This is a genomic window from Sulfuriferula sp. AH1 (assembly GCF_002162035.1).
Lineage (GTDB): Bacteria > Pseudomonadota > Gammaproteobacteria > Burkholderiales > Sulfuriferulaceae > Sulfuriferula.
Genome location: NZ_CP021138.1, coordinates 1,430,107 through 1,451,877, shown reverse-complemented (window position 1 = coordinate 1,451,877; position 21,771 = coordinate 1,430,107). Strand labels below are relative to the sequence as shown.

Annotated in this window: 19 protein-coding genes and 2 pseudogenes; 14 read left to right on the top strand and 7 right to left on the bottom strand. The window is 49.8% G+C overall.

All coding sequences use genetic code 11. The features are described from left to right. Positions 1–81: 81 nt before the first annotated feature. The 3 genes from CAP31_RS07320 to CAP31_RS07310 all read right to left on the bottom strand — a co-directional run bounded on the left by CAP31_RS07320 (position 82) and on the right by CAP31_RS07310 (position 3,079). Positions 82–729 (bottom strand): response regulator transcription factor, encoded by a 648-nt coding sequence (locus CAP31_RS07320; RefSeq protein WP_087446938.1) that lies wholly within the window; start codon positions 727–729, stop codon positions 82–84. Positions 730–736: 7 nt separating this feature from the next. Further along, positions 737–2,188 carry a sensor histidine kinase gene (locus tag CAP31_RS07315; protein WP_087446937.1) on the bottom strand — a complete coding sequence of 484 codons (1,452 nt, stop codon included), beginning with the start codon at positions 2,186–2,188 and terminating at the stop codon, positions 737–739. 177 nt (positions 2,189–2,365) lie between these two features. Continuing rightward, positions 2,366–3,079, bottom strand: coding sequence for a hypothetical protein (locus tag CAP31_RS07310; protein ID WP_223247206.1), 714 nt, complete (start codon positions 3,077–3,079; stop codon positions 2,366–2,368). 329 nt (positions 3,080–3,408) lie between these two features. Between CAP31_RS07310 and CAP31_RS14800 the strand changes: the two genes are divergently transcribed. Beyond that, positions 3,409–3,636 carry a hypothetical protein gene (locus CAP31_RS14800; RefSeq protein WP_157662698.1) on the top strand — a complete coding sequence of 76 codons (228 nt, stop codon included), beginning with the start codon at positions 3,409–3,411 and terminating at the stop codon, positions 3,634–3,636. A gap of 333 nt (positions 3,637–3,969) precedes the next feature. Here the strand turns inward: CAP31_RS14800 and CAP31_RS07305 are convergent, their stop codons facing one another. Continuing rightward, positions 3,970–4,380 carry a PRC-barrel domain-containing protein gene (locus tag CAP31_RS07305; RefSeq protein ID WP_087446936.1) on the bottom strand — a complete coding sequence of 137 codons (411 nt, stop codon included), beginning with the start codon at positions 4,378–4,380 and terminating at the stop codon, positions 3,970–3,972. Positions 4,381–4,558: 178 nt separating this feature from the next. Here CAP31_RS07305 and CAP31_RS07300 point away from each other — a divergent pair, with 178 nt between their 5' ends. The 9 genes and pseudogenes from CAP31_RS07300 (at position 4,559) to CAP31_RS07270 (ending at position 12,186) form a co-directional block, all read left to right on the top strand. Then, complete coding sequence (locus tag CAP31_RS07300) at positions 4,559–6,118, top strand: molybdopterin-dependent oxidoreductase (protein WP_223247205.1); 1,560 nt, start codon at positions 4,559–4,561, stop codon at positions 6,116–6,118. Continuing rightward, on the top strand, positions 6,115–6,618 hold the full coding sequence (locus CAP31_RS07295) for an HPP family protein (RefSeq protein ID WP_087446934.1): 504 nt from the start codon (positions 6,115–6,117) through the stop codon (positions 6,616–6,618). The genes CAP31_RS07300 and CAP31_RS07295 overlap by 4 nt, the downstream gene beginning before the upstream one ends. 69 nt (positions 6,619–6,687) lie before the next feature. Then, the gene (locus CAP31_RS07290; RefSeq protein WP_087446933.1) at positions 6,688–6,873 is read left to right on the top strand and encodes a cation transport regulator; all 186 of its coding nucleotides are present in this window, start codon (positions 6,688–6,690) and stop codon (positions 6,871–6,873) included. 226 nt (positions 6,874–7,099) lie between these two features. Then, a complete protein-coding gene (locus CAP31_RS07285; RefSeq protein ID WP_087446932.1) occupies positions 7,100–8,140 on the top strand; it encodes an efflux RND transporter periplasmic adaptor subunit in 1,041 nt (346 codons plus the stop codon). 23 nt (positions 8,141–8,163) lie between these two features. Then, positions 8,164–8,979 carry an ABC transporter ATP-binding protein gene (locus tag CAP31_RS15025; protein WP_223247204.1) on the top strand — a complete coding sequence of 272 codons (816 nt, stop codon included), beginning with the start codon at positions 8,164–8,166 and terminating at the stop codon, positions 8,977–8,979. 26 nt (positions 8,980–9,005) lie between these two features. Then, positions 9,006–9,625 (top strand): annotated as a pseudogene (locus CAP31_RS15290) (ABC transporter ATP-binding protein); the annotation flags it as partial. Next, positions 9,599–9,940, top strand: coding sequence for an AAA family ATPase (locus CAP31_RS15285; RefSeq protein WP_369802458.1), 342 nt, complete (start codon positions 9,599–9,601; stop codon positions 9,938–9,940). The pseudogene CAP31_RS15290 and the gene CAP31_RS15285, both read left to right, overlap by 27 nt. A gap of 11 nt (positions 9,941–9,951) precedes the next feature. Next, complete coding sequence (locus CAP31_RS07275) at positions 9,952–11,073, top strand: ABC transporter permease (protein WP_087446931.1); 1,122 nt, start codon at positions 9,952–9,954, stop codon at positions 11,071–11,073. A gap of 6 nt (positions 11,074–11,079) precedes the next feature. Continuing rightward, positions 11,080–12,186, top strand: a complete 1,107-nt coding sequence (locus CAP31_RS07270) for an ABC transporter permease (protein ID WP_087446930.1) — start codon at positions 11,080–11,082, stop codon at positions 12,184–12,186. Between the two features lie 13 nt (positions 12,187–12,199). Here the strand turns inward: CAP31_RS07270 and CAP31_RS15015 are convergent. The 3 genes and pseudogenes from CAP31_RS15015 to CAP31_RS07250 all read right to left on the bottom strand — a co-directional run bounded on the left by CAP31_RS15015 (position 12,200) and on the right by CAP31_RS07250 (position 17,514). Then, positions 12,200–12,795: pseudogene (locus CAP31_RS15015) on the bottom strand (GGDEF domain-containing protein). Between the two features lie 1,306 nt (positions 12,796–14,101). Further along, positions 14,102–14,812 (bottom strand): class I SAM-dependent methyltransferase, encoded by a 711-nt coding sequence (locus tag CAP31_RS07255; RefSeq protein WP_087446927.1) that lies wholly within the window; start codon positions 14,810–14,812, stop codon positions 14,102–14,104. A gap of 23 nt (positions 14,813–14,835) precedes the next feature. Further along, positions 14,836–17,514, bottom strand: a complete 2,679-nt coding sequence (locus CAP31_RS07250) for a bifunctional acetate--CoA ligase family protein/GNAT family N-acetyltransferase (RefSeq protein ID WP_087446926.1) — start codon at positions 17,512–17,514, stop codon at positions 14,836–14,838. Between the two features lie 154 nt (positions 17,515–17,668). Between CAP31_RS07250 and CAP31_RS07245 the strand changes: the two genes are divergently transcribed. The 4 genes from CAP31_RS07245 (at position 17,669) to fliD (ending at position 21,736) form a co-directional block, all read left to right on the top strand. Beyond that, the gene (locus tag CAP31_RS07245; protein WP_087446925.1) at positions 17,669–18,592 is read left to right on the top strand and encodes a histone deacetylase family protein; all 924 of its coding nucleotides are present in this window, start codon (positions 17,669–17,671) and stop codon (positions 18,590–18,592) included. Positions 18,593–19,153: 561 nt separating this feature from the next. Beyond that, entirely contained in the window at positions 19,154–19,879 is a 726-nt protein-coding gene (locus CAP31_RS07240; RefSeq protein WP_087446924.1) for a flagellin, read from the top strand. Positions 19,880–19,944: 65 nt separating this feature from the next. Further along, positions 19,945–20,289 (top strand): flagellar protein FlaG, encoded by a 345-nt coding sequence (locus CAP31_RS07235; RefSeq protein ID WP_087446923.1) that lies wholly within the window; start codon positions 19,945–19,947, stop codon positions 20,287–20,289. Between the two features lie 16 nt (positions 20,290–20,305). Beyond that, positions 20,306–21,736, top strand: a complete 1,431-nt coding sequence (fliD, locus tag CAP31_RS07230) for a flagellar filament capping protein FliD (protein WP_087446922.1) — start codon at positions 20,306–20,308, stop codon at positions 21,734–21,736. The last annotated feature ends 35 nt before the right edge of the window (positions 21,737–21,771 follow it).

Below are 21,771 nucleotides of genomic sequence, written 5' to 3'. Positions count from 1 at the left end.
GCACAAAAATGGATTACTTTCGGGTTTTGGAATAAACGTATGTGTACATATAAAAAATATATTAAAAATCAATATATTATATTATTCGACAAGCCGGTTTTTCATTGCATAGTGCATTAATTCCGCATTGTTTTTCAATTTCATCTTTTGCAGCAATCGAGCTCGATACATGCTGACAGTTTTAACTGAAAGATTTAATTCGGTAGCGATATCGCTGACGCATTTTCCGGATGCGATCATGGTCATGGTCTGATATTCGCGATCGGACAAGGTTTCATGCAGTGCAGTCTGATGGTTACCGCCCACCTGGTTAGCCAGTTCCTGCGCCAATGCATTGCTTATGTATTTGCGTCCCGCGATCACTTCCCGAATCGCCACGACCAGTTCAGCGGGCGCGCTTTGCTTGTTCAAATAGCCAGCTGCACCTGCTTTCAGAGAACGAATGGCGTACTGATCTTCACGATGCATGGATAACATCAGGACCGCAATATCCGGCGCTTCTTTTTTAATTTGCTTTAATACCTCGATACCACTGCGGTCGGGCATGGAAATATCTAGCAAGAGAATATCGTATTTACCTTGCCGCGCAAGTTTTATTGCCTCATGTCCGGTTTCTGCATCGCCTGCCACAACGAGATCCGGTGTGTCCGCCAGAATTTGCTTGAGACCTTCGCGCACAATGGCGTGATCGTCGACAATAAATACACGTATAACTTTTTGTGAGGTCATGATTACTTTAATTTAACGGAATTTGAATAGTGATTAAACTGCCGGCACTCGGGCTGGCTGTAATCGATAATTTACCACCTAATGAACTTACGCGCTCCATCATGCCGCGTATGCCAAATGAATGAGGTTTGAGTCTATCAGATTGTTCCATACCTCGGCCATTGTCTGCAATATCTAAAGTAATGCCATTTTTGGTTCGTTTCAGGTTCACATCCACTCGAGTTGCATGAGCATGTTTGCTGATATTGGTTAATGCTTCCTGAAAAACCCGGAAGAGGGCAGTGGCCTGGTCGGCATTAAGCTCTATATCTTCATCCGTACTGGAAAACTGGCACGGTATGCCCATTTGACGTTCAAATTCCTGCGATTGCCACTCAATGGCTGCGACGATGCCGAAATCCAGTATGCTGGGACGCAAATCGCCGGCAATGCGATGTACTGATTCAATGGTCCGGTCTGCGAGTGTGTCTATATAATTTACTTTTTCGATTAGCGCTGTGTCTTTATTGGATATTCGGCGTTTGACGAGCGTCAGCGCCATTTTTATGGCGGTAAGATTGCCGCCGAGATCATCATGAACCTCCCGGGCGATACGCATCCGTTCCTGCTCCTTGACTTGCTGAATATGAGCCGATAATTCTGCCAGGCGTTCGCTCGAACGCTTGGCTTCGATTTCTTCAAGTTTGGTCTGGGTGATATTGGTAATCACGCCATCCCATACCACTGTACCGTCCGGCATTGCACTCGGTGTAGCTCGAATATCTATCCATTTGATGTCTTGCCAGGCTTCAATCCAGATTCTGCCTTTCCAGTTCCAGGTTAAAAGCTGCTGTGCGGAGAGCAGCATGGATTCCAGATAACTCGCCCTGTCGTCACTCATAATCAAATTCAGGAATGATTCGGGATTGGTTTTAAGCTGCGCTGCTGAAATGTCCAGCAAGTCTTCGCAGCGGTCACTGACATAAGTAAATTCGATATGACCATCAGCACGACGCAGAAACTGGAAAACGAGGCCGGGTATATTGGAAACTATGGCTTGATAACGCAATTCGCTGAGTTGTAGCGCAACCGCCGCTGCATGGTGCTGACTAATGTCATTGCCAATCGCGATAAATACAGGCGTGGTATGGGGAGGAGAGCGGAATATCCGGAATTCAATCGGGTAAGTGGAGCCATCTTTGCGGTGATGCACAGTTTCAAATGTGACACGATCTGTAATACCTTCACGCAGGGGGTTTAAAATTTTCTTTAACGAGGCTTCAGTCAAATCCGGGGCGAGATCCAATGGCGACATAGTCTCTAATTGGGCCATCGTGTACTGCAGATTTTGTTGAGCGGAATCATTCGCATGAATAAATCGTTTGGTTTTGCAATCAACAAAATAAATTTCACTGAAAGATCCGTCCAATACGCTTAACAGCCATGCACCATCAATTGCGTGATCATTAATGTTATTCATATGAAAAGTATGGAAATTCTAAATTTATGATTCATTACTTGAAGAGAACATCTAATTTGAGAGTAAGCCTGAGCTCAAAATCCTTATCCGATACTACATTATCATTATTGCTGATAAAGATAAATTAGTAGCAACAACTTGCAGGTTATGCGGGTACTGAGACGAGATGATAAGAAATCAAATCTCATGACGGATATGCCGGTTCGCGTGACGGCGCAGTCGCAGCCCTTCGCGTACCAGTGCTGCCTCCAACTCCGGAAAGCTCGTAGAGGTTTTGCCATGTTCGCGCCATAAATGCTGCAAATACACCAATCTCTGATGGTTTGTTCTGATATGGCTCGGCAGATATCCCAGTTTGCGTGCGGCCAAGATGGCAAGAGGAGACAGTGGCGGATTGGCTTTTTTCCATTTGCCACGTAATTCGCGCAGAAATATGGCGGCAGTCACTTTCCCGATACCCTTGCCTAATGCCATGATGCGCTGTTCGAGATCGGCGACGTCGAGTGCCGCGGCATGCATGTTATTGAGATCGCCCTCATACCCATCAAGTAACGCATGATTGATGTCGAGTAATTTGGCGGCCGTTTTGTAGTCGTAACGCACATAACCGCCGCGGTCCAGTATTTCCACCAGTTTATTCCAGCCTGCGTCAACGATGCGCTGAGGTGTCAGCATGTTGTTGCGTTCGAATTCATGCCATGTACGGGTCGCGATATCCTCTGTTATCCGTGTGCCATATAAAATAGCTGCAATAAACCATTTATAGACTTCGGGCGAGGACGTCCTGGTTAATTTGATACCGAGCGCTTTGGCGTAGCTGCCGCCTGATTTTTTCAATAGTCCGGAGATATCCAAACCATTCCGGCTGTGTGCAATAGATGTCTTGTTCATCGTTTTAATAAATTAAAACATATTGATAAGAAAGAATTGTAATGTGATGTAGCGTATGTTAAGGATAGTCCACCTGCTGATTTTTTAGAATGCTCATTTTTTCATTGAATAAACCAGATCTTTAGCTATGATTCATTATGAGTAATTCACTCATTCAGTATATCCACCAAAAATCGGTTTACATGATTCAAACAGTAAGCGTTATGGATTTGGAAAGAAATTTATATTTTCATCAAACCGACATACTGTTGTGCGATGATCACTTTTATTAAAGTCACTGTCTTAACATAGGTCTGATTATTTAAATATTTTTCGGAAGGAGATGGATTATGAATATGAATGAAATCCCGCAACGAAAAAATAAAATTGCAAATCAGCATGCAATTCATGAAATTAAGGGAACCGGTGATTATCATTCCAAAGGGCAATTAATCAGGATAATGCAGTTGCAGTACGGGGATGAACCATGCTTTGCTACAGATAAACGTTATACGTGCACCGAGCTTTGTGAATGGGGAAGAGAATGCCGTAAACTGGTTGCACAATGGCGGCGTTAAAAAGAAAAATCACTAAAATTGTGTTTGGAAATAAATGAAGACGAATTTTGGGGTGGATCTAGATCCAGGCGAATTTAGTTTCATGCAAGGCACCTCGGTAAATTGAGGTGTTTTTTTATTTTTTCAGGTTGTTTAATTTTGCAATTGTATGCAAATCGAAGAAATCGCCTTGGTATTTGTGAAATTGATTTAACATAATATACATTATGCGAAGTCAGGCATGACATAACAGGGCGGTTTTTGCCCCGATTTGCCCTGAAAAAACCCGTTTCAAGATCGCCTTCCGGTCGATGCTCCCAGCGGGCATTTTAAACTTAGATTGATTAAAGTTACTCACAAATCATAATAAGGTTTGGTGCCATAAAACGAATGTACGCTTGTTGACCAAGTCTGGTCGACCATATCTGGCCAGTCGTCTTTATCAAAGCCAGGCGCATTCTTCAACCGTTCTTTCTCGACTTTCAGAATAAAACGCTTATTCACCGTATCGAGTGTTAACGCATTCCACGGCACGGCGAACAGTTTTTCACCCAATCCGAGAAATCCTCCGAACGACAAAACCGCGTAAGCAATTTTGCCGCTGCGCATATCAATCATGATTTCCTTGATATCCCCGAGGTCTTCATCGAGATGATTGTAAACATCCTCACCCATCAATGTATCTGCACCCATTAAGGAAGGCCCGGGACCTTCCCCATCATACGATTTATACATGCCGTAAGTATCGCGATTTAGAAAGCTCATTTTGGATTCCTTTCAAAAATCAATTGAGGAAGGTTCATCTTATGAGTCGTACTTAAACGGGTCTGTTCGATATCTAACAATCCTGTTTAAAGCCGTGGATCGCGCGTTATGTGGGTTGTCGTACGGAATTGGCTAGTCAATTTCTTTATTTATATATGCAAATTTCAAGGCAGACGTTTTGTCCCGAAATGGCCTTTTGCATTTGCTGATTGCCGACGGCAATATAGATGAAGCTTTTATACGGCAACATACGCTAGGGTTCGATGAACTTGCAAAGGTGGTGATGACGTATGCGCCGGAACGGGTAGAAGCGCTTTCCGGTGTGCCGGCGGCCGATCTTAAAAAGGCGGCTGAACTGATTACCCGCTCCTCCATGCTGGTTTCAACTTGCCTGCAAGGCGTGTATCAATCCAATCAGGCGACTGCCGCAGCGGTTCAGGTCAACAATATCAATTTGATTCTGGGGCGTATCGGCAGGCCGGGATGCGGACTTTTGCAAATGAATGGACAACCAACCGCGCAAAACACCAGGGAATCCGGAGCTGATGGAGATTTGCCGGGATTCCGCAATTGGGATAATCCGCAGCATATTGAACAGCTTGCAGAAATATGGAACGTAGACCCTGCCATTATTCCGCACTGGTCGCCCCTTACTCATGCGCTGCAAATTTTTCGCTATTGCGAAATCGGGTCGATACGTTTTTTATGGATACAGGCAACCAATCCAGCCGTATCCTTACCCAATCTCAATCGTGTTCGTCAAATTCTTGAACGTTCCGGGCTGTTTGTCATCGTGCAGGATGCGTTTCTTACCGAAACCGCGCAATTTGCAGATGTAGTGCTACCCGCCGCGCTTTGGGGTGAAAAAACGGGTTGTTTTACCAATGTGGATCGGACCGTGCATATCAGCCACAAGGCTGTGGAGCCTCCGGGCGAGGCGCGCGCCGATCTGGACATCAAGGAGAATGACTGGATACGATTGTCATCTCGACGCGGCCAAATGGAAGCCCCTGCCCGCATTGGAAATATTGCGCCCGGCGAACTCTTTGTACCCTTCCACTATGGTTACTGGGATAATCCGTGCCGTGCACGGGCAGCCAATGAGCTGACGATTTACGAGTGGGACCCAGTCAGTAAAGAGCCTCATTACAAATATGCTGCGGTCAAACTCGAGAAGATTGCTTCGCCGAGTTCGCTGCAACCTGAATCAATGAGAGTAGCCGATAATGAAGGTGGGGCCAATGCAAATGAGAGTTTCCGCAATCCCCCTCCCCCTGCCGCCCATATCGCCGACTATATCGGTCTATTGCAGGAAAGCGAGCAGCGTTTAGTGAAGGGCTTGAATCAGCTTGCCCACACGCATGCGGAAGAACCTGATATCGGCACACTCAGTCGCTTATTCGCTTCCTGGTCTCAAAACGCCGTGCAGGCGTTGCAGCCTTTTACCGAACAGTACGGGGAAAGGCAGGCAGGCGAGCCGGAACGCCTGGATGCCGCACTGTTAATACCGCGCAAACCGGGTGGATTCAACCTGTTGCGTCATTTGCATGATCTGTGGCTAATGGTAAATGAAAGCCTGATCTCGATTGACGTACTGGAGCAGGCCTCCAAAGCTCTCCGTGATCAGGAATTGGAAGCTGCAATCGGTCATATCCGGCAACAAAACCAAAGGCAAGCCGTCTGGCTGTGGACCCGAATTCGTCAAGCTGCGCCCCAAACGCTGGTGGTTCCGTCATGAATATCTTCAATAAACCTTTTAAACCATTGCTTGCTGCAGGGACGGCTGCAGTTGTTCTGGGGATGATAGGAGGGTTTGCCTTATGGTCAGGGACGCCGTGGCTATTCCCCAGCTTGGGACCGACCATCGCAATTCAGGCTAATTCGCCGGATTTGAGCATCGCCAAGCCCTGGAATGTAATTGCAGGGCATATTGTCGGCCTATTTTCAGGCGTGCTGGCCGTTTATCTCGCAGGGGCATTAAATGCGCCTGCATTTAATGCAATGCATATACTTGTTGGTTCGAGAGTGATAGCCGCTGTGCTTGCGATATTGTTTTCAATGTCGATGCAGTATGTGCTCAGAGCTGACCATCCGCCCGCGCAAGCCACCACCTTACTTGTGGCGCTGGGCGCCTTGCCCTCGACGGGTTCGGGAATGCTCACTGTGCTGACCGGCGTCATTTTGCTCGCCATTGCGGGAGAAGCCGTGCGCCGCATATTCAGCGAAAAAACGGCTTGAATAGAGAACATGGCATATTTTCAATATGTCATGAGGTTGTTCAATCAGAGAATGTGTCCGGAGGAAAACATGCCATATAAAACTGTAAGCGAATTGCCGAAAGCACAGGTAGATCAATATGATGCGCATCAGAAACGCGCGTTTCTCAAGGCGTTCAATAACGCCTACAAGGAATATAAGCATGATGAGAGTCGAGCTTTTGCAGTGGCTCACCATGCCGCCCAGCAAGCGGGTAAAAAGGCCGATAAAAGCTGAATTACTGATCGTATTTCCTGCCAGTTAGCCGGATACTCCCTGTGACCCAATACCGGAAACTTGTTGCGTGGCTTGAGTTTTATTAAGCCACGTCTTTTCTCCCCTGACCCTTAGCGATATCCGGTTCCTTTGCTTACGGGAGAGTATGGTGTCATGGTGGCGGTTTGCCAACTATAATCCTGATAAGATGTCACCTTCGATGCTTATGGATTGAACACCGTACACCATGAATCGCAAAATACTTATTCCAATACTGGTTGTTGCATTAATCGGGGTGGGCGGCGTCAGTTATTGGCGTACCCAGCATGACCGGGGAATTGCGGATACGGCGTTAACCATTTACGGAAATGCGGATGTCAGGCAGGTACAACTCGCGTTTAATGGTTCTGAACGTATTGACCGGATGCTCGTTCAGGAAGGGAATCCGGTCAAAAAAGGCCAGCTGTTGGCGGTTTTGGACACCAAACGGCTGGAACAGAATGTGGCGTTTCGTCAATCCCAGGTGGTGGCTGAACAACAAGCACTTCTGCGCCTGCAGGCCGGTAATCGTCCGGAAGAAATCCGCAAGGCGCAAGCCGATGCGGAAGCGGCCAAAATAGATGCAGATAATGCCGAACGGACTTATCAAAGGCTCGTCGAACTGGTGAAACAGCGTTTCATCGCAAAACAGCAGGCTGATAATGCACAATCGGCAGCTGAGGCCGCACAAGCCAGATCCAATGCAGCACATGAAGTCTGGAAATTGGCTATCCTGGGGCCGCGCAAGGAAGACATTGCCGCAGCCCAAGCCGCTTTGCAGACGAATGAAGCATCGCTGGCAATCGCGCGCAAGGATTTGGCCGATGCTTCTCTCTACGCTCCATCCGATGGTGTCATACAGGATCGCATTCTTGAGCCTGGGGATATGGCCTCACCTCAACGTCCCGTTTACACACTGGCGCTTACCAACCCTATCTGGATCCGGGCATACGTTTCCGGTAGCGAATTAGGCAAAGTCAAGCCCGGCATGCGCGCCAGCGTAAGCACCGACAGCTTCCCCGGTAAATATTATGACGGTTGGGTCGGTTATGTTTCCCCCAGCGCCGAGTTCACCCCTAAATCAGTTGAAACCGTGGAAGTTCGCAGCAATCTGGTATATCAGGTGCGGATCCTTACCTGCAATACACAAAATGAACTGCGCCTCGGCATGCCGGCGACCGTGACGATACGCCTGGATCAGCCCCCTCCTCCTCAGTCGAATGGCATGGCTGTCTGTAACAAAACCTGACGCCATACCGACCGATGCCTGCAGTGCCTATTTTTTCACTCGAACAAGGCCAGACGAGCCAGTTTGCACTGGAGATCGATGGTATTTCCAAATCGTTTCGTGTTGGGCAAAGATCGGTCAAAGCATTGCACGATGTCAGTTTTACCATCAAACGCGGCCTCGTCACCGGTCTTGTCGGTCCGGATAGTGCTGGCAAAACCACGCTGATGCGGCTGGCGGCCGGTTTGCTACTGGCGGATGCAGGCTCCATTCAAGTGCTGGGCAACGATGCAGCTACGCAGTCATTAGCGATACAGAGCACGATAGGCTACATGCCGCAACGGTTTGGTTTGTATGAAGATTTGACCGTTCAGGAAAATCTCGACTTATATGCGGATTTGCAAGGCGTGCCCAAGCATGTGCGCCCGGAGCGCTATCGGAACTTGATGCAAATGGCCGGACTCGCGGCATTTACCGGGCGTCTGGCAGGACAGCTTTCCGGAGGCATGAAGCAGAAACTCGGTCTTGCCTGTACCTTGGTGCAGCAGCCTCCTCTGCTGTTGCTGGATGAACCGACTGTGGGTGTTGATCCTCTCTCACGGCGCGAACTCTGGGCCATCGTCTATCGTCTGGTGAAGGAGCAAGGCACCAGCGTGTTATTGAGCACGGCTTATCTGGATGAAGCCGAGCGTTGCGACGAAGTGGTGCTGCTGCATGACGGGAAACTGTTGGATCAGGGAACACCCGCCAGCCTGCAGGAACCTCTGCGCGACCGTGCTTTTGCGGTTACCTCCGGCAGTATTGCCAAACGTGTGCTGCAAGCGCGATTGGCTCAGTCCCGAGCGTGCTGGATGCGCTGATTCAGGGAGATCATGTGCGTATCGTCATGCGACAGGATGCATCGCCCCCTGTTCCCGAGACCTTGCTCCCTGATTTGACAGATGTCGAGATAAATGCGTTGCCGCCGCGTTTTGAAGACAGTTTCGTGGTTTTGCTTAAAACCCGAATTGAGCCGGAAACAAGTCATCCTGAGTTGCGAATGCCTATTATTGCCGCAGTTGTGCGCGACAAGACAACAGCGCCAATGATAGAAGTGCAGAATCTGACCCGAAAATTTGGCAGCTTTCTGGCGGTGAAAAATGTCACGCTTGCGGTTCCTGAAGGCGAAGTTTTCGGCTTGCTGGGAGCGAACGGTGCCGGTAAATCCACCCTGTTCCGCATGTTGTGCGGCTTGCTGCCCCCAGCAGCGGCAGCTTGCGTGTCGCCGGCGCGGATCTGCGTTATGCGGCAGCAGCAGCTCGCGCCCGTATTGGCTATATGTCGCAGAAATTTTCGTTATACGGCAATCTCAGCGTTGTCGAAAATTTGCGTTTCTTTGGCAGCGCCTACGGACTATCGGGTAAACATGGCAGTGAACGGATTAACTGGGCACTGCAAGAGTTTGATTTGGCGCCCATTGCCGAATTTGTCAGCGGTGATTTGTCGCTGGGTTACAAGCAGCGTCTGGCCTTGGCATGCGCTTTGATGCATGAGCCTCAAATCCTGTTCCTCGATGAACCGACTTCCGGGGTCGACCCCTTGGCGCGCCGCGAATTCTGGCGAAGAATAAATGGGCTGGCCGAGCAAGGCGTGACTATCATGGTAACGACGCATTTCATGGAGGAAGCCGAGTATTGCGATAGACTGGCCATCATGGCAGCCGGTGAAATTCTTACTATCGGTACCCCCTCTGAAATCAAGGTCCAGGCACGTTCCGCGATACTTCCTCATCCGGGTATGGAAGATGCGTTCGTTGGGCTGATCGAGGCACATGAAGCGTGAGGGGCCGCGGCATGAATAGCGCAAGCATGCGGCTGACCGGATTGATTCGCAAGGAATTCCTGCAGATTATCCGCGATCCCAGCAGCATAGCGATTGCATTCCTGATGCCGGTGATTCTGTTGTTGCTGTTCGGTTACGGCGTATCGCTGGATTCTGAACATGTGCCATTAGGGCTGGTAGTCGAACAGCCCAGTGCTGATACGGCGAGTTTTACCGCAGCACTTCATAATTCGCGTTATTTCTCCCCGGTATCTTTCCAGAGTACGCCAAAGGCAGTTGATGCGATGATGGCAGGCCGCATTAGTGCCATCATCGTGTTGCGCCATGACTTTGCGCAACGTCTGCGCCAGCCACAAGGTGCACCTATCCAGTTGATTGTCAACGGGGTGGATGCCAATACAGCCCGCATAGTGACCGGCTATGTTACTGGCGCATGGGGGACATGGCTGGAACACAGCAGCCTGGATCAGGGGAAGACGCTCAGCGTGCCGGTAGTGATGACGCAGCGTATCTGGTTTAATGAGGAGCTGAAGAGCCGCAATTTTCTGGTGCCGGGGCTGATCGCCGTTATCATGACGCTGATCGGCGCCCTGCTGACTGCCATGGTCATGGCGCGGGAGTGGGAGCGCGGCACGATGGAAGCACTGATGGTTACCCCGCTCGCGATGAATGAAGTGATCCTGGGCAAGCTGATACCTTATTTCATCCTCGGCATGGGCGGTTTGGCGCTGTCGGTCGCGATGGCTCTCTGGCTCTTCGAAGTGCCATTGCGCGGGTCTGTATGGGTGCTGTTTGCAACATCCGCATTGTTTCTGTTGACTGCACTGGGCATGGGGCTACTCATTTCCACGATAGCGCGCAGCCAGTTTATCGCCGGTCAGCTGGCGATCATTACTACGTTTTTACCGGCCTTTCTGTTATCCGGATTCATATTCGATATCAATAGTATGCCTGCCATAGTTCAAGTAATTACGCATGTCGTTGCGGCGCGATATTACGTGGCAATCCTGCAAACGGTTTTCCTGGTTGGCAATGAATGGAGTGTGATTCTGCCGAATGCGCTCGCGCTGATATTGCTCGCTACCATTTTTCTTGGACTTACGCGGATCAAAGCGCGTAAACGGCTGGAGTAAAGGTCGATGTTAAGACGGATATTCGCCTTGATGATCAAGGAGTTTCTGGCCTTGCTGAAGGACAAGCGCAGTCGTTTCGTACTGATTATTCCACCTTTGGTGCAACTCATGGTTTTTGGCTATGCGGCGACTTTCGATCTCAAGCATGTGCCTTATGCGGTATTTAATGAAGATACTGGCTCGATTTCCCGGGATGTGGTCTCGGCTTTTAGCGGTTCGCCCAGTTTTATGGCAAAGCAGCGGATTACCCGCAATAATCAGATCGCACCATTACTAAATCGTAAAACGGTATTAATGGTTATCCATATCGGGCCGCATTTCAGTGCAGATATGCTCAGCGGCCGCCCTGCCCCCATTCAGATTCTCGTCGATGGACGTAATTCCAATACTGCATTGCTGACTGTGAATTATGCGCAGGATATTATCAATCGATTCAACAACGATTGGACCGCCAGCAATGGCGGAGCACCGCCAGCACACATCGTGACACGGGCGTGGTTCAATCCCAATCTGGAAAGCCGCTGGTTCTTTCTGCCCGGTATCGTGGGCCTGCTAACCCTGCTTGTCACGATTCTGGTGACCGCGCTTTCCGTTGCGCGCGAGCGCGAACAAGGTACTTTCGATCAATTGCTGGTGACGCCGTTGCATCCGGCGGAAATCCTCATCGGCAAAGCCCTGCCGGGTTTCCTGATTGGTATCGTCGAGGCCAGCCTGATCGTGCTGGTGACGGTATTCTGGTTCGAGGTGCCATTATTGGGCAGCCTGTTTACGCTTTATACAGGGGTGCTGCTGTTTTTGTTGTCAGCAGTCGGCATCGGGTTGATGATTTCTTCGCTGGCCGTTACCCAGCAGCAAGGCATGCTCGGCGCATTTTTTTTCATGGTGCCTGCCATCATTCTTTCCGGATTCGCAACCCCGATCCGCAATATGCCGTCTTTGGTGCAGGATTTGACCTTGTTGAATCCGATGCGCTATTTCCTGCTGGTGCTACGGGGTGTGTTTCTTGAGGGTACGCCGTTCCATTTGCTTATTCCCCAGTTTTGGCCTCTGGCAGTAATCGGTGTCATTACGCTGGCAATTGCCGGCTGGCTGTTTCGGCATCGGCTTTATTGAATCGCCATCGCAGTCAGATCTCTACGCGATTGCGACCTTTCAGTTTTGCTTCATAAAGCGCATCATCGGCACGTCCGGTAAACGTTTCAGAGGTGTCTTTGGATAACATGATAGCGACCCCGAAGCTGCATGTGATCTGCTCTACTCCTGCAAAATCGTGATGCTCGATGACATAGCGCAATTTTTCGGCTAGCGCGCGAGGGTTGGGATCATGTGGCACAATAATCATGAATTCCTCGCCCCCCATCGGGCCAGCAGGTCGGAGGCACGGATATTGCCGGCGACGAGCGCCGTTAATTCTTTTAGTACGTGATCCCCCGTCGGGTGACCATAGGTATCGTTAATTTTTTTAAAGTGGTCAATGTCATACATGAGGAGTGCCAATGGAGTCTGATAACGTATGGCTGCCTTCATTTCCATTTGTAAAGCGATATCGAATTTCAGACGGTTATTGGCGCCTGTTAATGTATCTGTAATAGACTGTTTTTCGAATGCCTCCGAAAGTTTGCGAAGTTCCTGGTGATCATGTCTGAGTTTTAATTCGGTCAGGATATTTTTCTGCAGGATAACCAGCAATACCAGAGTCAGCGTGCAAATCAGCAATGTCATGATAATGGCAAATAGCCGGTTGACCCCCGTGAAGGTCTCTCGCTCCAGCATGATCAATGACCAGCCTTCCCTGTTGATAACTTTTCGCCCAACCACATAAGCATGTTTCTCAAATGTTATTTTTTCGCCATTGATGAGGGCGCGGTCAAATAAGGCTGGTATATGGTTTTTGTGCGGACTCCATAAATATTCCGGAATATTGCGGATGTCTTTTGTCAGCAGAATTTTGCCTTTGGCATCGACAAGGAAGATGGCGTAAATATTATTCAAGCCGAGATTCTGAGCCTGTATATTTTCACTTAATACAGCACTGTTATCATCTTGCTTACCCCAGGCATGGATTTGGCTGGACATCCGTTCGGCAAGCGTATTTACTTCAACTGTAATATGATCTCGAATATTTTGCTGATGAAATCGGTCGAAATAATTGGTAAGTATGAAGCCGGCGGCCAATAGCACGACGAGCACGGTAAAGCCAAGGTTCATTAACCAAAGAGATTGACGAGGCATGGGGTATTCCATCTTGCGAATCTCGTAGCTGAGGATGGCGCCCGCAATCCAGGCGATGAACCCGGCCCGAAAGAATTCAATCGGAATACCGGTAATCGCCATGAATGTCGTTTCGGTAGGTAGCTGTGCGGCAAAGATTGCGGAATCGGGCGTTACGATTAAATTTGTCAATCCAAAGCAGGCCATGCCCAGACTGGCGGAAAACAGTACATTGACACTTACTCCGTCAATTTTCCGCCCCCACAAGTAAAGGACTATCGCAGCAAGGATAGTGCTGCCAAGCCCGAAACCTAATCGGATACTGTCTTCAAGGCCTGTATAACCATATAAAACGCCACCCGAGATGACAAGTAACAACGGCGGAATGAAAATCCAGCGCCCTGCCGGTTTTTTCCCTTTTATTTGAGCGTAACCGATTCGACAAAACTCAAGCAGGAATATGAAAGACAGAAGCATTAATGCCAAACGCGAAATGCTGGACCAATACTGGTCGCCAATCACGAGTTCCAGCATTCCCAGCCATGCCCGCAATCCGTATGCGAATCCGAAAAGGCCGAGAAAACTCAGTGAGAATGTGCCGCTGTCAGACTTTCTCTCGATGAAACAAACTGTTCCCAGAATGATGAAGGTCAATCCATAGACAAAGAAGAAGTAGTCTGCCTGCCCTTTGAAAAATTCGCTCATACGATTCCCTTGCCCATTTATTATCCTAATTTAATTTAGAGTGGTTCCGTACTCCGTATAGATCAATGTGTCTCCTTCGCACTATGCCGATGTTTTTTGAGTTTGCACTTTGTTATGCCGCCTTTTGCAACAGATCCACCCTGATCGGCATGAAGAAATCCGCGCCAGTGGCGGTCATGTTTCGCATAAACGCGGTTTGGACAGCGTTATACAGTTCGGGTGATAATTTATGTTTGGTATGCGTGACATTAATGACTTTTTCCTCAAACTGCGGAAAATCATCGAAATGTATAGGGGTCTTGAAAAATTTTTGTGTGATTAAAGTCAGCAATTTTGAAGATACGGCTCGTTCAATTGCAGCAAATGCCGCTTGACGGACTTTTTGTTCATCATGAAATAAGCGCAGTATCTCATTGAATTCGCCTGCGAAAATCGGTTCGGAAATATAGGCCAGGCCGCCCGGCTTGAGTACGCGATGGATTTCGGCAAGCGCTTGATCCATTTTATCCATCGGCACATGGTGCAGGGATTTAAACATCAATACGATATCCACGCTGGCGTCTGCAGCCGGAATATCTTCTGCACACCCTGATTCAAAACATACGTTGGGTAAATCCGTGACGGCCAGATTGCTGGCATGCTGAATGGCGTCCACTTCGAGCGCCAGTATGGAGGCGATCTTCCCCGCCTTGGCAATGGCGCGTGTTTTGTCAGCCTTGCCGCAGCCCAGCTCAAGTACTTTGGCCCGCTCCAGGGGGAGTAATTGTTCGTAAATTTCCTGTTCGTCGCATATTAAATCGATATGGGGAATAGATATCTGCATTGCGCTGCCTTTCTTTAAATAATTCAGAGTGTTTTTACCACGCGCTTGATGGAAATATCTTCGTCGTTGGTGCTAATGGCAAATCCCAGTCGTTCAACCAGCGCCAGCATGGCATGATTGCTTGCCAGCACCTCTCCTTCCATCAGTTTTAATCCTTTGGCGACAGCAACTTCTATCAAGCTGCTCATTAATTTGAGGCCTATGCCTTTATGCTGCCATGCATCCGCTACGACCAGCGCAAATTCACAACTGTTCCCGTCGGGATTGGTAATGTAGCGACATACGCCTAACTCGATTTCCCGATCGTCCTGTTCCAGCACAGCGACCAATGCCATTTCACGGTCGTAATCGATTTGCGTGAAACGCACCAGCATATTCTGCGTGAGTTCTTGCAATGAATCCATAAAGCGGAAATATTTGGACTCTTCCGACAGGCCGCGCACAAATACCTGTTCCAGTTCCGCGTCCTCGGGCCGGATCGGGCGAATGACGATATCTTCCCCGTCGGGCAATTGCCAATGGCTGATCAGATGGGTCGGATAGGGGTGGATAGCCATATGTGCATAGCGCTGCGTCGAGGGTACGGGGAAGCCCACCGCAAAGCGCGCATCTGCCGCAATGGCGCCCTGTTCATCCACTATCAGAGGATTGATGTCCATTTCCTTGATCCAGGGCAATTCGCATACCATTTCCGAAACGCGCAATAACACATCTTCCAAAGCAGCCATGTCAATTGGCGGCATGTGACGGAATGCGCCGAGTAATTTTGCGACATGAGTGCGGTTGATCATGTCGCGCACCAGGAAACTGTTCAACGGCGGCAAAGCTACAGCGCGATCGGCCAGCACTTCGACCATCGTGCCGCCAGCGCTAAAAGTGATGACCGGGCCGAAGATGGGATCGGTGGTGACGCCCAGCATCAATTCGCGACCATTCGGTTTGACGGCCATTGGTTCAATTACTACCCCGTCGATTCTGGCATTGGGACGGTTTTCCTGCACCGCCTGGATGATTTCGTGATAGGCAGCTCTTACCGCCTGGGCATTGCCCAGATTCAGGCGAATACCGCCAGAATCGGATTTGTGCGAAATGTCCGGGGAGTTGATTTTCATCACCACCGGCAACCCCAGTTCCTCTGCCAGCAATAACGCCTCATTCGGTGAGCGGGCTATCACGGTTTTGGCGATGGGTATCTGAAATGCCGCTAATACCGCTTTCGATTCCATTTCATTCAGTACCGTACGGCGTTCTGCCAGCGCACCTTCAATCAGAAAACGCGCGCCTTCGACATCGGGCACCTGATGTTGGGATAGCGGGCCGGGAGTCTGCAGTAACAGTTTCTGATTCTGGTAATAGGCGGCAATAAAAGAAAAAATTTCTACCGCTGGTTCCGGGGTGCGAAAACTCGGGATCTTCGCCTGGGCAAATGCCAATCGGCTTTCGGCCACCTGCTCTTCCCCCATCCAGCAGGCTACCAGAGGCTTGTTGAATTTCGTTGCCACCGCAATTACCGCCTGCGCGGCTTGCAAGGGCTGAGTCATGGCCTGCGGCGTCAGTATCGTCAGCACGCCATCAACGCCGGGGGCTTGCATGCATAATGTGACTGCATCGCGATAGCGCTCGGCCGTCGCATCGCCGATGATATCGACAGGGTTGCCATGGGACCAGTTTTCCGGGAGTACGGCATCCAGTTGGCGAATCGTGTCGGCAGTCAGTGTCGCCATGTTGACGCCCAGATCAGCGGCACGGTCACTGGCCATGACCCCTGGGCCGCCGCCATTGGTTACGATGGCGAGCCGGTTCCCTGCCGGATGAAAGCGCGTGGATAACGCCTTGGCTGCGGAAAAGAGTTGCACGATGGTATCCACCCGCACTACCCCGGCACGCCGCAAGGCTGCATCGAATACATCGTCAGCGCCGACCAGGGCGCCGGTATGGGAAAATGCTGCTTTGGAGCCCGCTTCATGGCGTCCTGCCTTTACCAGAATGACCGGTTTGATACGGGTGGCGGCACGCAGCGCGCTCATGAAGCTGCGCGAGTGATGGATGCCTTCGATGTACAACAGGATGCTCTCGGTTTGCGGATCCGACACCAGATAATCCAGTATCTCTCCAAAATCCACATCGGCCGTAGCGCCCATGGAAATAATGCTGGAAAACCCCACGTCATTGGGATGCGCCCAGTCCAGAATCGCAGTGCAGAGTGCACCTGACTGGGAAATCAGCGCAAGATTTCCGGCTTTGGCGCCGCCATTGCTGAAGGTGGCGTTCAATCCGACCGAAGGTCGCATGATGCCGAGACAGTTCGGGCCGATTAACCGTACGTCATAGCGCCGTGCGTTTTCCAGAACCGCACGCTCCAGTGCTATGCCTGTCGGCCCCGCTTCGCTGAATCCTGCCGATAAAATCACTGCTGCGCGCACGCCATGTCGACCACATGCCTCTATGATCTCCGGGACGGTGGCGGCCTTGGTGGCGATAACGGCGAGATCAACTGCTTCACCGATTTGTTCTATGCTGGCATAGGCACGTTGACTCTGAATCTCCGGATAGCCGGGGTTAATGGGATACAGTTTCCCCCGATAACCGCTTTCCAGCATGTTCTTGAAGACCACACCGCCTACTGATTCAGGGCGATTGCTTGCCCCGATCACAGCAACTGAGCGGGGAGCAAACAGGGGACTCAAATAATGTTGGCCCATGAAGATACCTGTGATATTGCATCAATAAAGTTGGAAGACGAGGATTGTGGCTTGCCCTGTCTAATATAGCTGATTTGTATAACGTATTCTATTGCAGCGCTGCGTTCGGGATTTATTTATGCTTAAATATTAAAAATCCCTAAGGAAAGTGCCTGTGCAAACTGCATTTATCTCTCATCCTGCTTGTCTGGAACACGACATGGGCACAGGCCATCCAGAATCTCCTGCCCGGTTGACCGCTATTGAAGACCAACTTATTGCGTCAGGGGTTTTCCCTTTTCTCCAGCTCCATGATGCGCCGCGCGCAGAGCGTGTGCAATTAATGCGTGTGCACTCCGAAGATTATATTCGCAGTATAGAAGCGGCTGCACCGCAGCAAGGTCTGATCAACCTTGACCCGGATACTGCAATGAATCCCCATACGCTCGAAGCTGCCTTGCGTGCCGCTGGAGCGGTGGTACTGGCGACCGACCTGGTCATGTCCGGCCAGGTTGAGAATGCCTTCTGCAATATACGCCCGCCAGGGCATCATGCAACCCGCAATCAAGCCATGGGGTTCTGCATATTCAACAATGTGGCCGTCGGCGTTGCGCATGCCATGTCGCAGTACGACTTGACGCGTGTTGCCATCGTGGATTTTGATGTACATCACGGCAATGGGACCGAAGATATTTTCAGGGACGATGTGCGGGTGATGCTGTGCTCGACCTTCCAGCATCCTTTTTACCCGTATTGCGGTGCCGATAGCGGCAATGACCATATCGTCAATGTGCCGCTGGCAGCGTACACCGGAAGCAAGGGTTTCCGTGATGCGGTGAATTTATTTGTATTGCCGAAACTGGAAGCGTTCAAGCCGGAAATGATCTTTATCTCGGCCGGATTCGATGCGCACCGTGAAGACGATATGGCGAGCCTCGCTCTGGTTGATGCCGATTACAGCTGGATAACACAGCAAGTCAAAATGGTGGCGGCCAAGTATGCACAAAAGCGCATCGTTTCCAGCCTCGAGGGCGGTTATGCCTTGCATGCGCTAGGTAGAAGCGCTACGGCTCACATTCGTGAGTTATGCGATTTATAAACGCAGCGAGCCCGATTTCCCTGAACTCCCTTCTCGGCTGATCTCAAGCCTGACAACTAAAACACTAATTAGATCCAATACGGCTCATGCAGTGAATTTACTCCACGAACAGCAGGCCAATCTGACAAAAGATGCGTGAAATTCATAAACAAAGTTCGCTTTTCCGAAGATTTTATGCCCGGGAATGGTTTTCCAATCTGTCTGTTTGAATAATATTCTGGGGATAATGTGGCTATTGTGAAATTATTTTCAAGCTGCTACACAAATTCGAATATATTAATCCACATCATATTTTTTATTAACACATTGATATTAAATTAATTTTTGCATTTTTTAAAATTATTCTAAAGTTTTTGTGATTGCAATCGATAAAGAAATTGCAAGCTACATGGTCTCGGGCAGCAAGCAAGATTAGAAGCTTGATATTCACCCTAAAGTTATTCGTCGATCAACCGATAAAGCTTACAACAGCGGTTAAATGCCAAACCAGATGCAGGCAACCGCAAGATTAATGGCACTGATGCCATATTTATCGTAACCCGTACTACAAGGAGAATTATCATGGCACAAGTCATTAACACAAACGTTGCTGCCCTGTTTGCCGGCGCAGCTTTGAACAGATCCAATCTCGCTTTGCAAACTGCCCAGCAGCGTCTGTCTTCCGGCCTGCGTATCAACAGTGCCAAGGATGATCCTACCGGTTTGATTACCGCTACCAACTACGACAGCCAGATCCGCGGTGCGAACCAGGCTATCCGCAATGCCAATGACGGTATTTCCAAAGCACAGACCAACGACGGCTATTTGTCTCAAATCACCGAAAACCTGCAGCGCTTGCGTGAAATCGCAGTGCAAAACGGCGGCTCAGCCTCAGGCGTAGAGGCTTCTGCACTCGTAACAGAAAATACCCGTCTTAACGGACTGGTGAACTCTGCTACGACTACTGTCGTGAATAGCGCGGATGGCGGTACATTTACCACTACCGGCGTCAAGCCAACTCTTAGCAGCACTGGCACTTCTACGGTTGCCCAGATCGACACGGATATCACTGCCGTATCCAACGCCCGCGCCAACTATGGTGCCGACATGGCTTCACTGTCATCCGCCGTTGCCAACCTGCAGACTTATTCGGTGAATACCTCCGCTTCGTACAGCCGGGTTATGGATACTGACTACGCTGCCGAATCAGCAAACATGGCGAAAAACAACATCCTGCAACAAGCCGGTACAGCGGTGTTGGCGCAAGCGAATCAAACCCCGAATACTGTACTGACATTATTGCGGTAAGCGGTTAATATGATAAATGCCTGACCGGATGCCCGGTCAGGTACTTTATAGCAAGGAGATCCAAGATGATCATCCAAAATACAAACTCTCCGAATCAGGTCGCACCGATAGGCACGCGCGTTAGCGATAACGCGCCTGCGCTCGTTGCAGAGACCCCAATACAAATCGCTACTCCGCAACCTTCGTCGCAACAATTGATGACAGCAGTGGATGGCATTAATCAGGCCATGCGGCAATCGAACCAGAATCTCGAATTTACTGTGGATACGGGCACGAAAATGTCGGTAGTCAAAGTTGTCGATACAGAAACCGGTCAGTTATTATTGCAAATCCCTTCAAAAGTGACACTGGCGATCGCGCAATCGATAGACCAGTCTCAGCATGGCATGCTTTTAAGCCAGAAGGTCTAGCTTCAGGAGGTAAATCATGGCAACCAGCTCAGTATCGGCATCGTCGTCCAGCGGAAATTTGCTTGATGTGCAATCTCTCGTCTCGCAGTTGATGGCAGTAGAACGTCAGCCTATCGATAAGCTTAACGCCAAGATAAGCACCGACCAGACCAAGATATCTTCCTTCGGCACCATCAGCGGATTGGTCTCAAGTTTTCAGACCGCACTAAAAAGCATAATGAGCGGTCTGCAGAACTTGAGCGCCACCCCTTCCGATGCCAGCGTTTTCTCTGCCGCTGCGGCCAGCACCGCAGTGCCCGGTACTTATACCTTGAATGTGTCACAGCTCGCCCAGTCGCAGAATCTGGTTGCGGCAGGTCAGGCCAGCAGTACAACAGCTATCGGTAATGGCACGGCAACGACAGTTACTTTCGATTTCGGCACCATTAGCGGCGGTACGCTGAGCGCAGGGACATATAGCGGCGCCACCTTCACATCGAATGGCAGCGGTACCAAGAGCATCACTATAGACGGGACCAATAATACCCTGCAAGGCATAAGGGATGCCATCAATGCTGCCAATATGGGAGTAAGCGCTACCATCGTCAACGACGGTAGCGGCACACCTTACCGTCTGTCGCTGACTTCGAGCAACCCCGGTGTAAGCAACAGCCTTAAAATCACGACCAGCGGTGGCGATGGAACCATCAACAACCTGCTGGCTTATGATCCTGCCGGCACGCAAAATCTGAACCAGAGTGTGGCTGCGCAAAATGCCAATCTTACGGTGAATGGCATCGCAATCACCAGTGCTTCAAATACGGTCACCGGTGCGATTCAGGGCGTTACACTTACGCTTAAAAATCTGACAACAGCACCGACTACATTGACGGTAGCGCATGACACGGCTGCTGTCGCGACAGCAGTTTCAAGTTTTGTCGATACGTATAATGGTTTGTACAGTCAGCTTAAATCCCGTTCTGCCTACGGTTCTTCCGGCTCTTCCGGCTCTTCCGGCGGTTCGTTGGCAGGTGACGGAACAGTACGTGCGATGATGGATCAACTGCGCAGCATTTTTAATTCGCCTGCAACTGGCACTCTGACAACGTTGTCACAAGTTGGTATCTCTTTCCAGGCAGATGGCTCATTAAAACTGGATAGCAGTAAACTGAATAGCGCAATGTCGGCCAATTTCAGCGACGTTACCAATCTGTTCTCTTCGACTACTGGTTACGCTACCCGACTGGATACATGGACGACCACTGTCCTTCAGTCCGGTGACGGCCTGATCCCTAATAGCATAGCGAGTCTTAATACAGCCATTAGCGGATATAACGACCAAATTAGCCACTTGGAAGTCAGAATGTCGACGCTCCAGACACAATATACTGCTCAATATAGTAATCTGAACGCATTGCTGAGTAGCATGGATAGCACGAGTGCTTATTTGGCGAAGCAACTTGGCTGATTAAAATTGACGATCTGCCATACATGGTTTTGCTT

What these genes read in the sequence shown, in the direction of transcription:
- CAP31_RS07320 (WP_087446938.1), bottom strand. Translation starts at nt 729, where the DNA reads ATGACCTCACAAAAAGTTATACGTGTATTTATTGTCGACGATCACGCC.
- CAP31_RS07315 (WP_087446937.1), bottom strand. Translation starts at nt 2,188, where the DNA reads ATGAATAACATTAATGATCACGCAATTGATGGTGCATGGCTGTTAAGC.
- CAP31_RS07310 (WP_223247206.1), bottom strand. Translation starts at nt 3,079, where the DNA reads ATGAACAAGACATCTATTGCACACAGCCGGAATGGTTTGGATATCTCC.
- CAP31_RS14800 (WP_157662698.1), top strand. Translation starts at nt 3,409, where the DNA reads ATGAATATGAATGAAATCCCGCAACGAAAAAATAAAATTGCAAATCAG.
- CAP31_RS07305 (WP_087446936.1), bottom strand. Translation starts at nt 4,380, where the DNA reads ATGAGCTTTCTAAATCGCGATACTTACGGCATGTATAAATCGTATGAT.
- CAP31_RS07295 (WP_087446934.1), top strand. Translation starts at nt 6,115, where the DNA reads ATGAATATCTTCAATAAACCTTTTAAACCATTGCTTGCTGCAGGGACG.
- CAP31_RS07290 (WP_087446933.1), top strand. Translation starts at nt 6,688, where the DNA reads ATGCCATATAAAACTGTAAGCGAATTGCCGAAAGCACAGGTAGATCAA.
- CAP31_RS07285 (WP_087446932.1), top strand. Translation starts at nt 7,100, where the DNA reads ATGAATCGCAAAATACTTATTCCAATACTGGTTGTTGCATTAATCGGG.
- CAP31_RS07275 (WP_087446931.1), top strand. Translation starts at nt 9,952, where the DNA reads ATGAATAGCGCAAGCATGCGGCTGACCGGATTGATTCGCAAGGAATTC.
- CAP31_RS07270 (WP_087446930.1), top strand. Translation starts at nt 11,080, where the DNA reads ATGTTAAGACGGATATTCGCCTTGATGATCAAGGAGTTTCTGGCCTTG.
- CAP31_RS07255 (WP_087446927.1), bottom strand. Translation starts at nt 14,812, where the DNA reads ATGCAGATATCTATTCCCCATATCGATTTAATATGCGACGAACAGGAA.
- CAP31_RS07250 (WP_087446926.1), bottom strand. Translation starts at nt 17,514, where the DNA reads ATGGGCCAACATTATTTGAGTCCCCTGTTTGCTCCCCGCTCAGTTGCT.
- CAP31_RS07240 (WP_087446924.1), top strand. Translation starts at nt 19,154, where the DNA reads ATGGCACAAGTCATTAACACAAACGTTGCTGCCCTGTTTGCCGGCGCA.
- CAP31_RS07235 (WP_087446923.1), top strand. Translation starts at nt 19,945, where the DNA reads ATGATCATCCAAAATACAAACTCTCCGAATCAGGTCGCACCGATAGGC.
- fliD (WP_087446922.1), top strand. Translation starts at nt 20,306, where the DNA reads ATGGCAACCAGCTCAGTATCGGCATCGTCGTCCAGCGGAAATTTGCTT.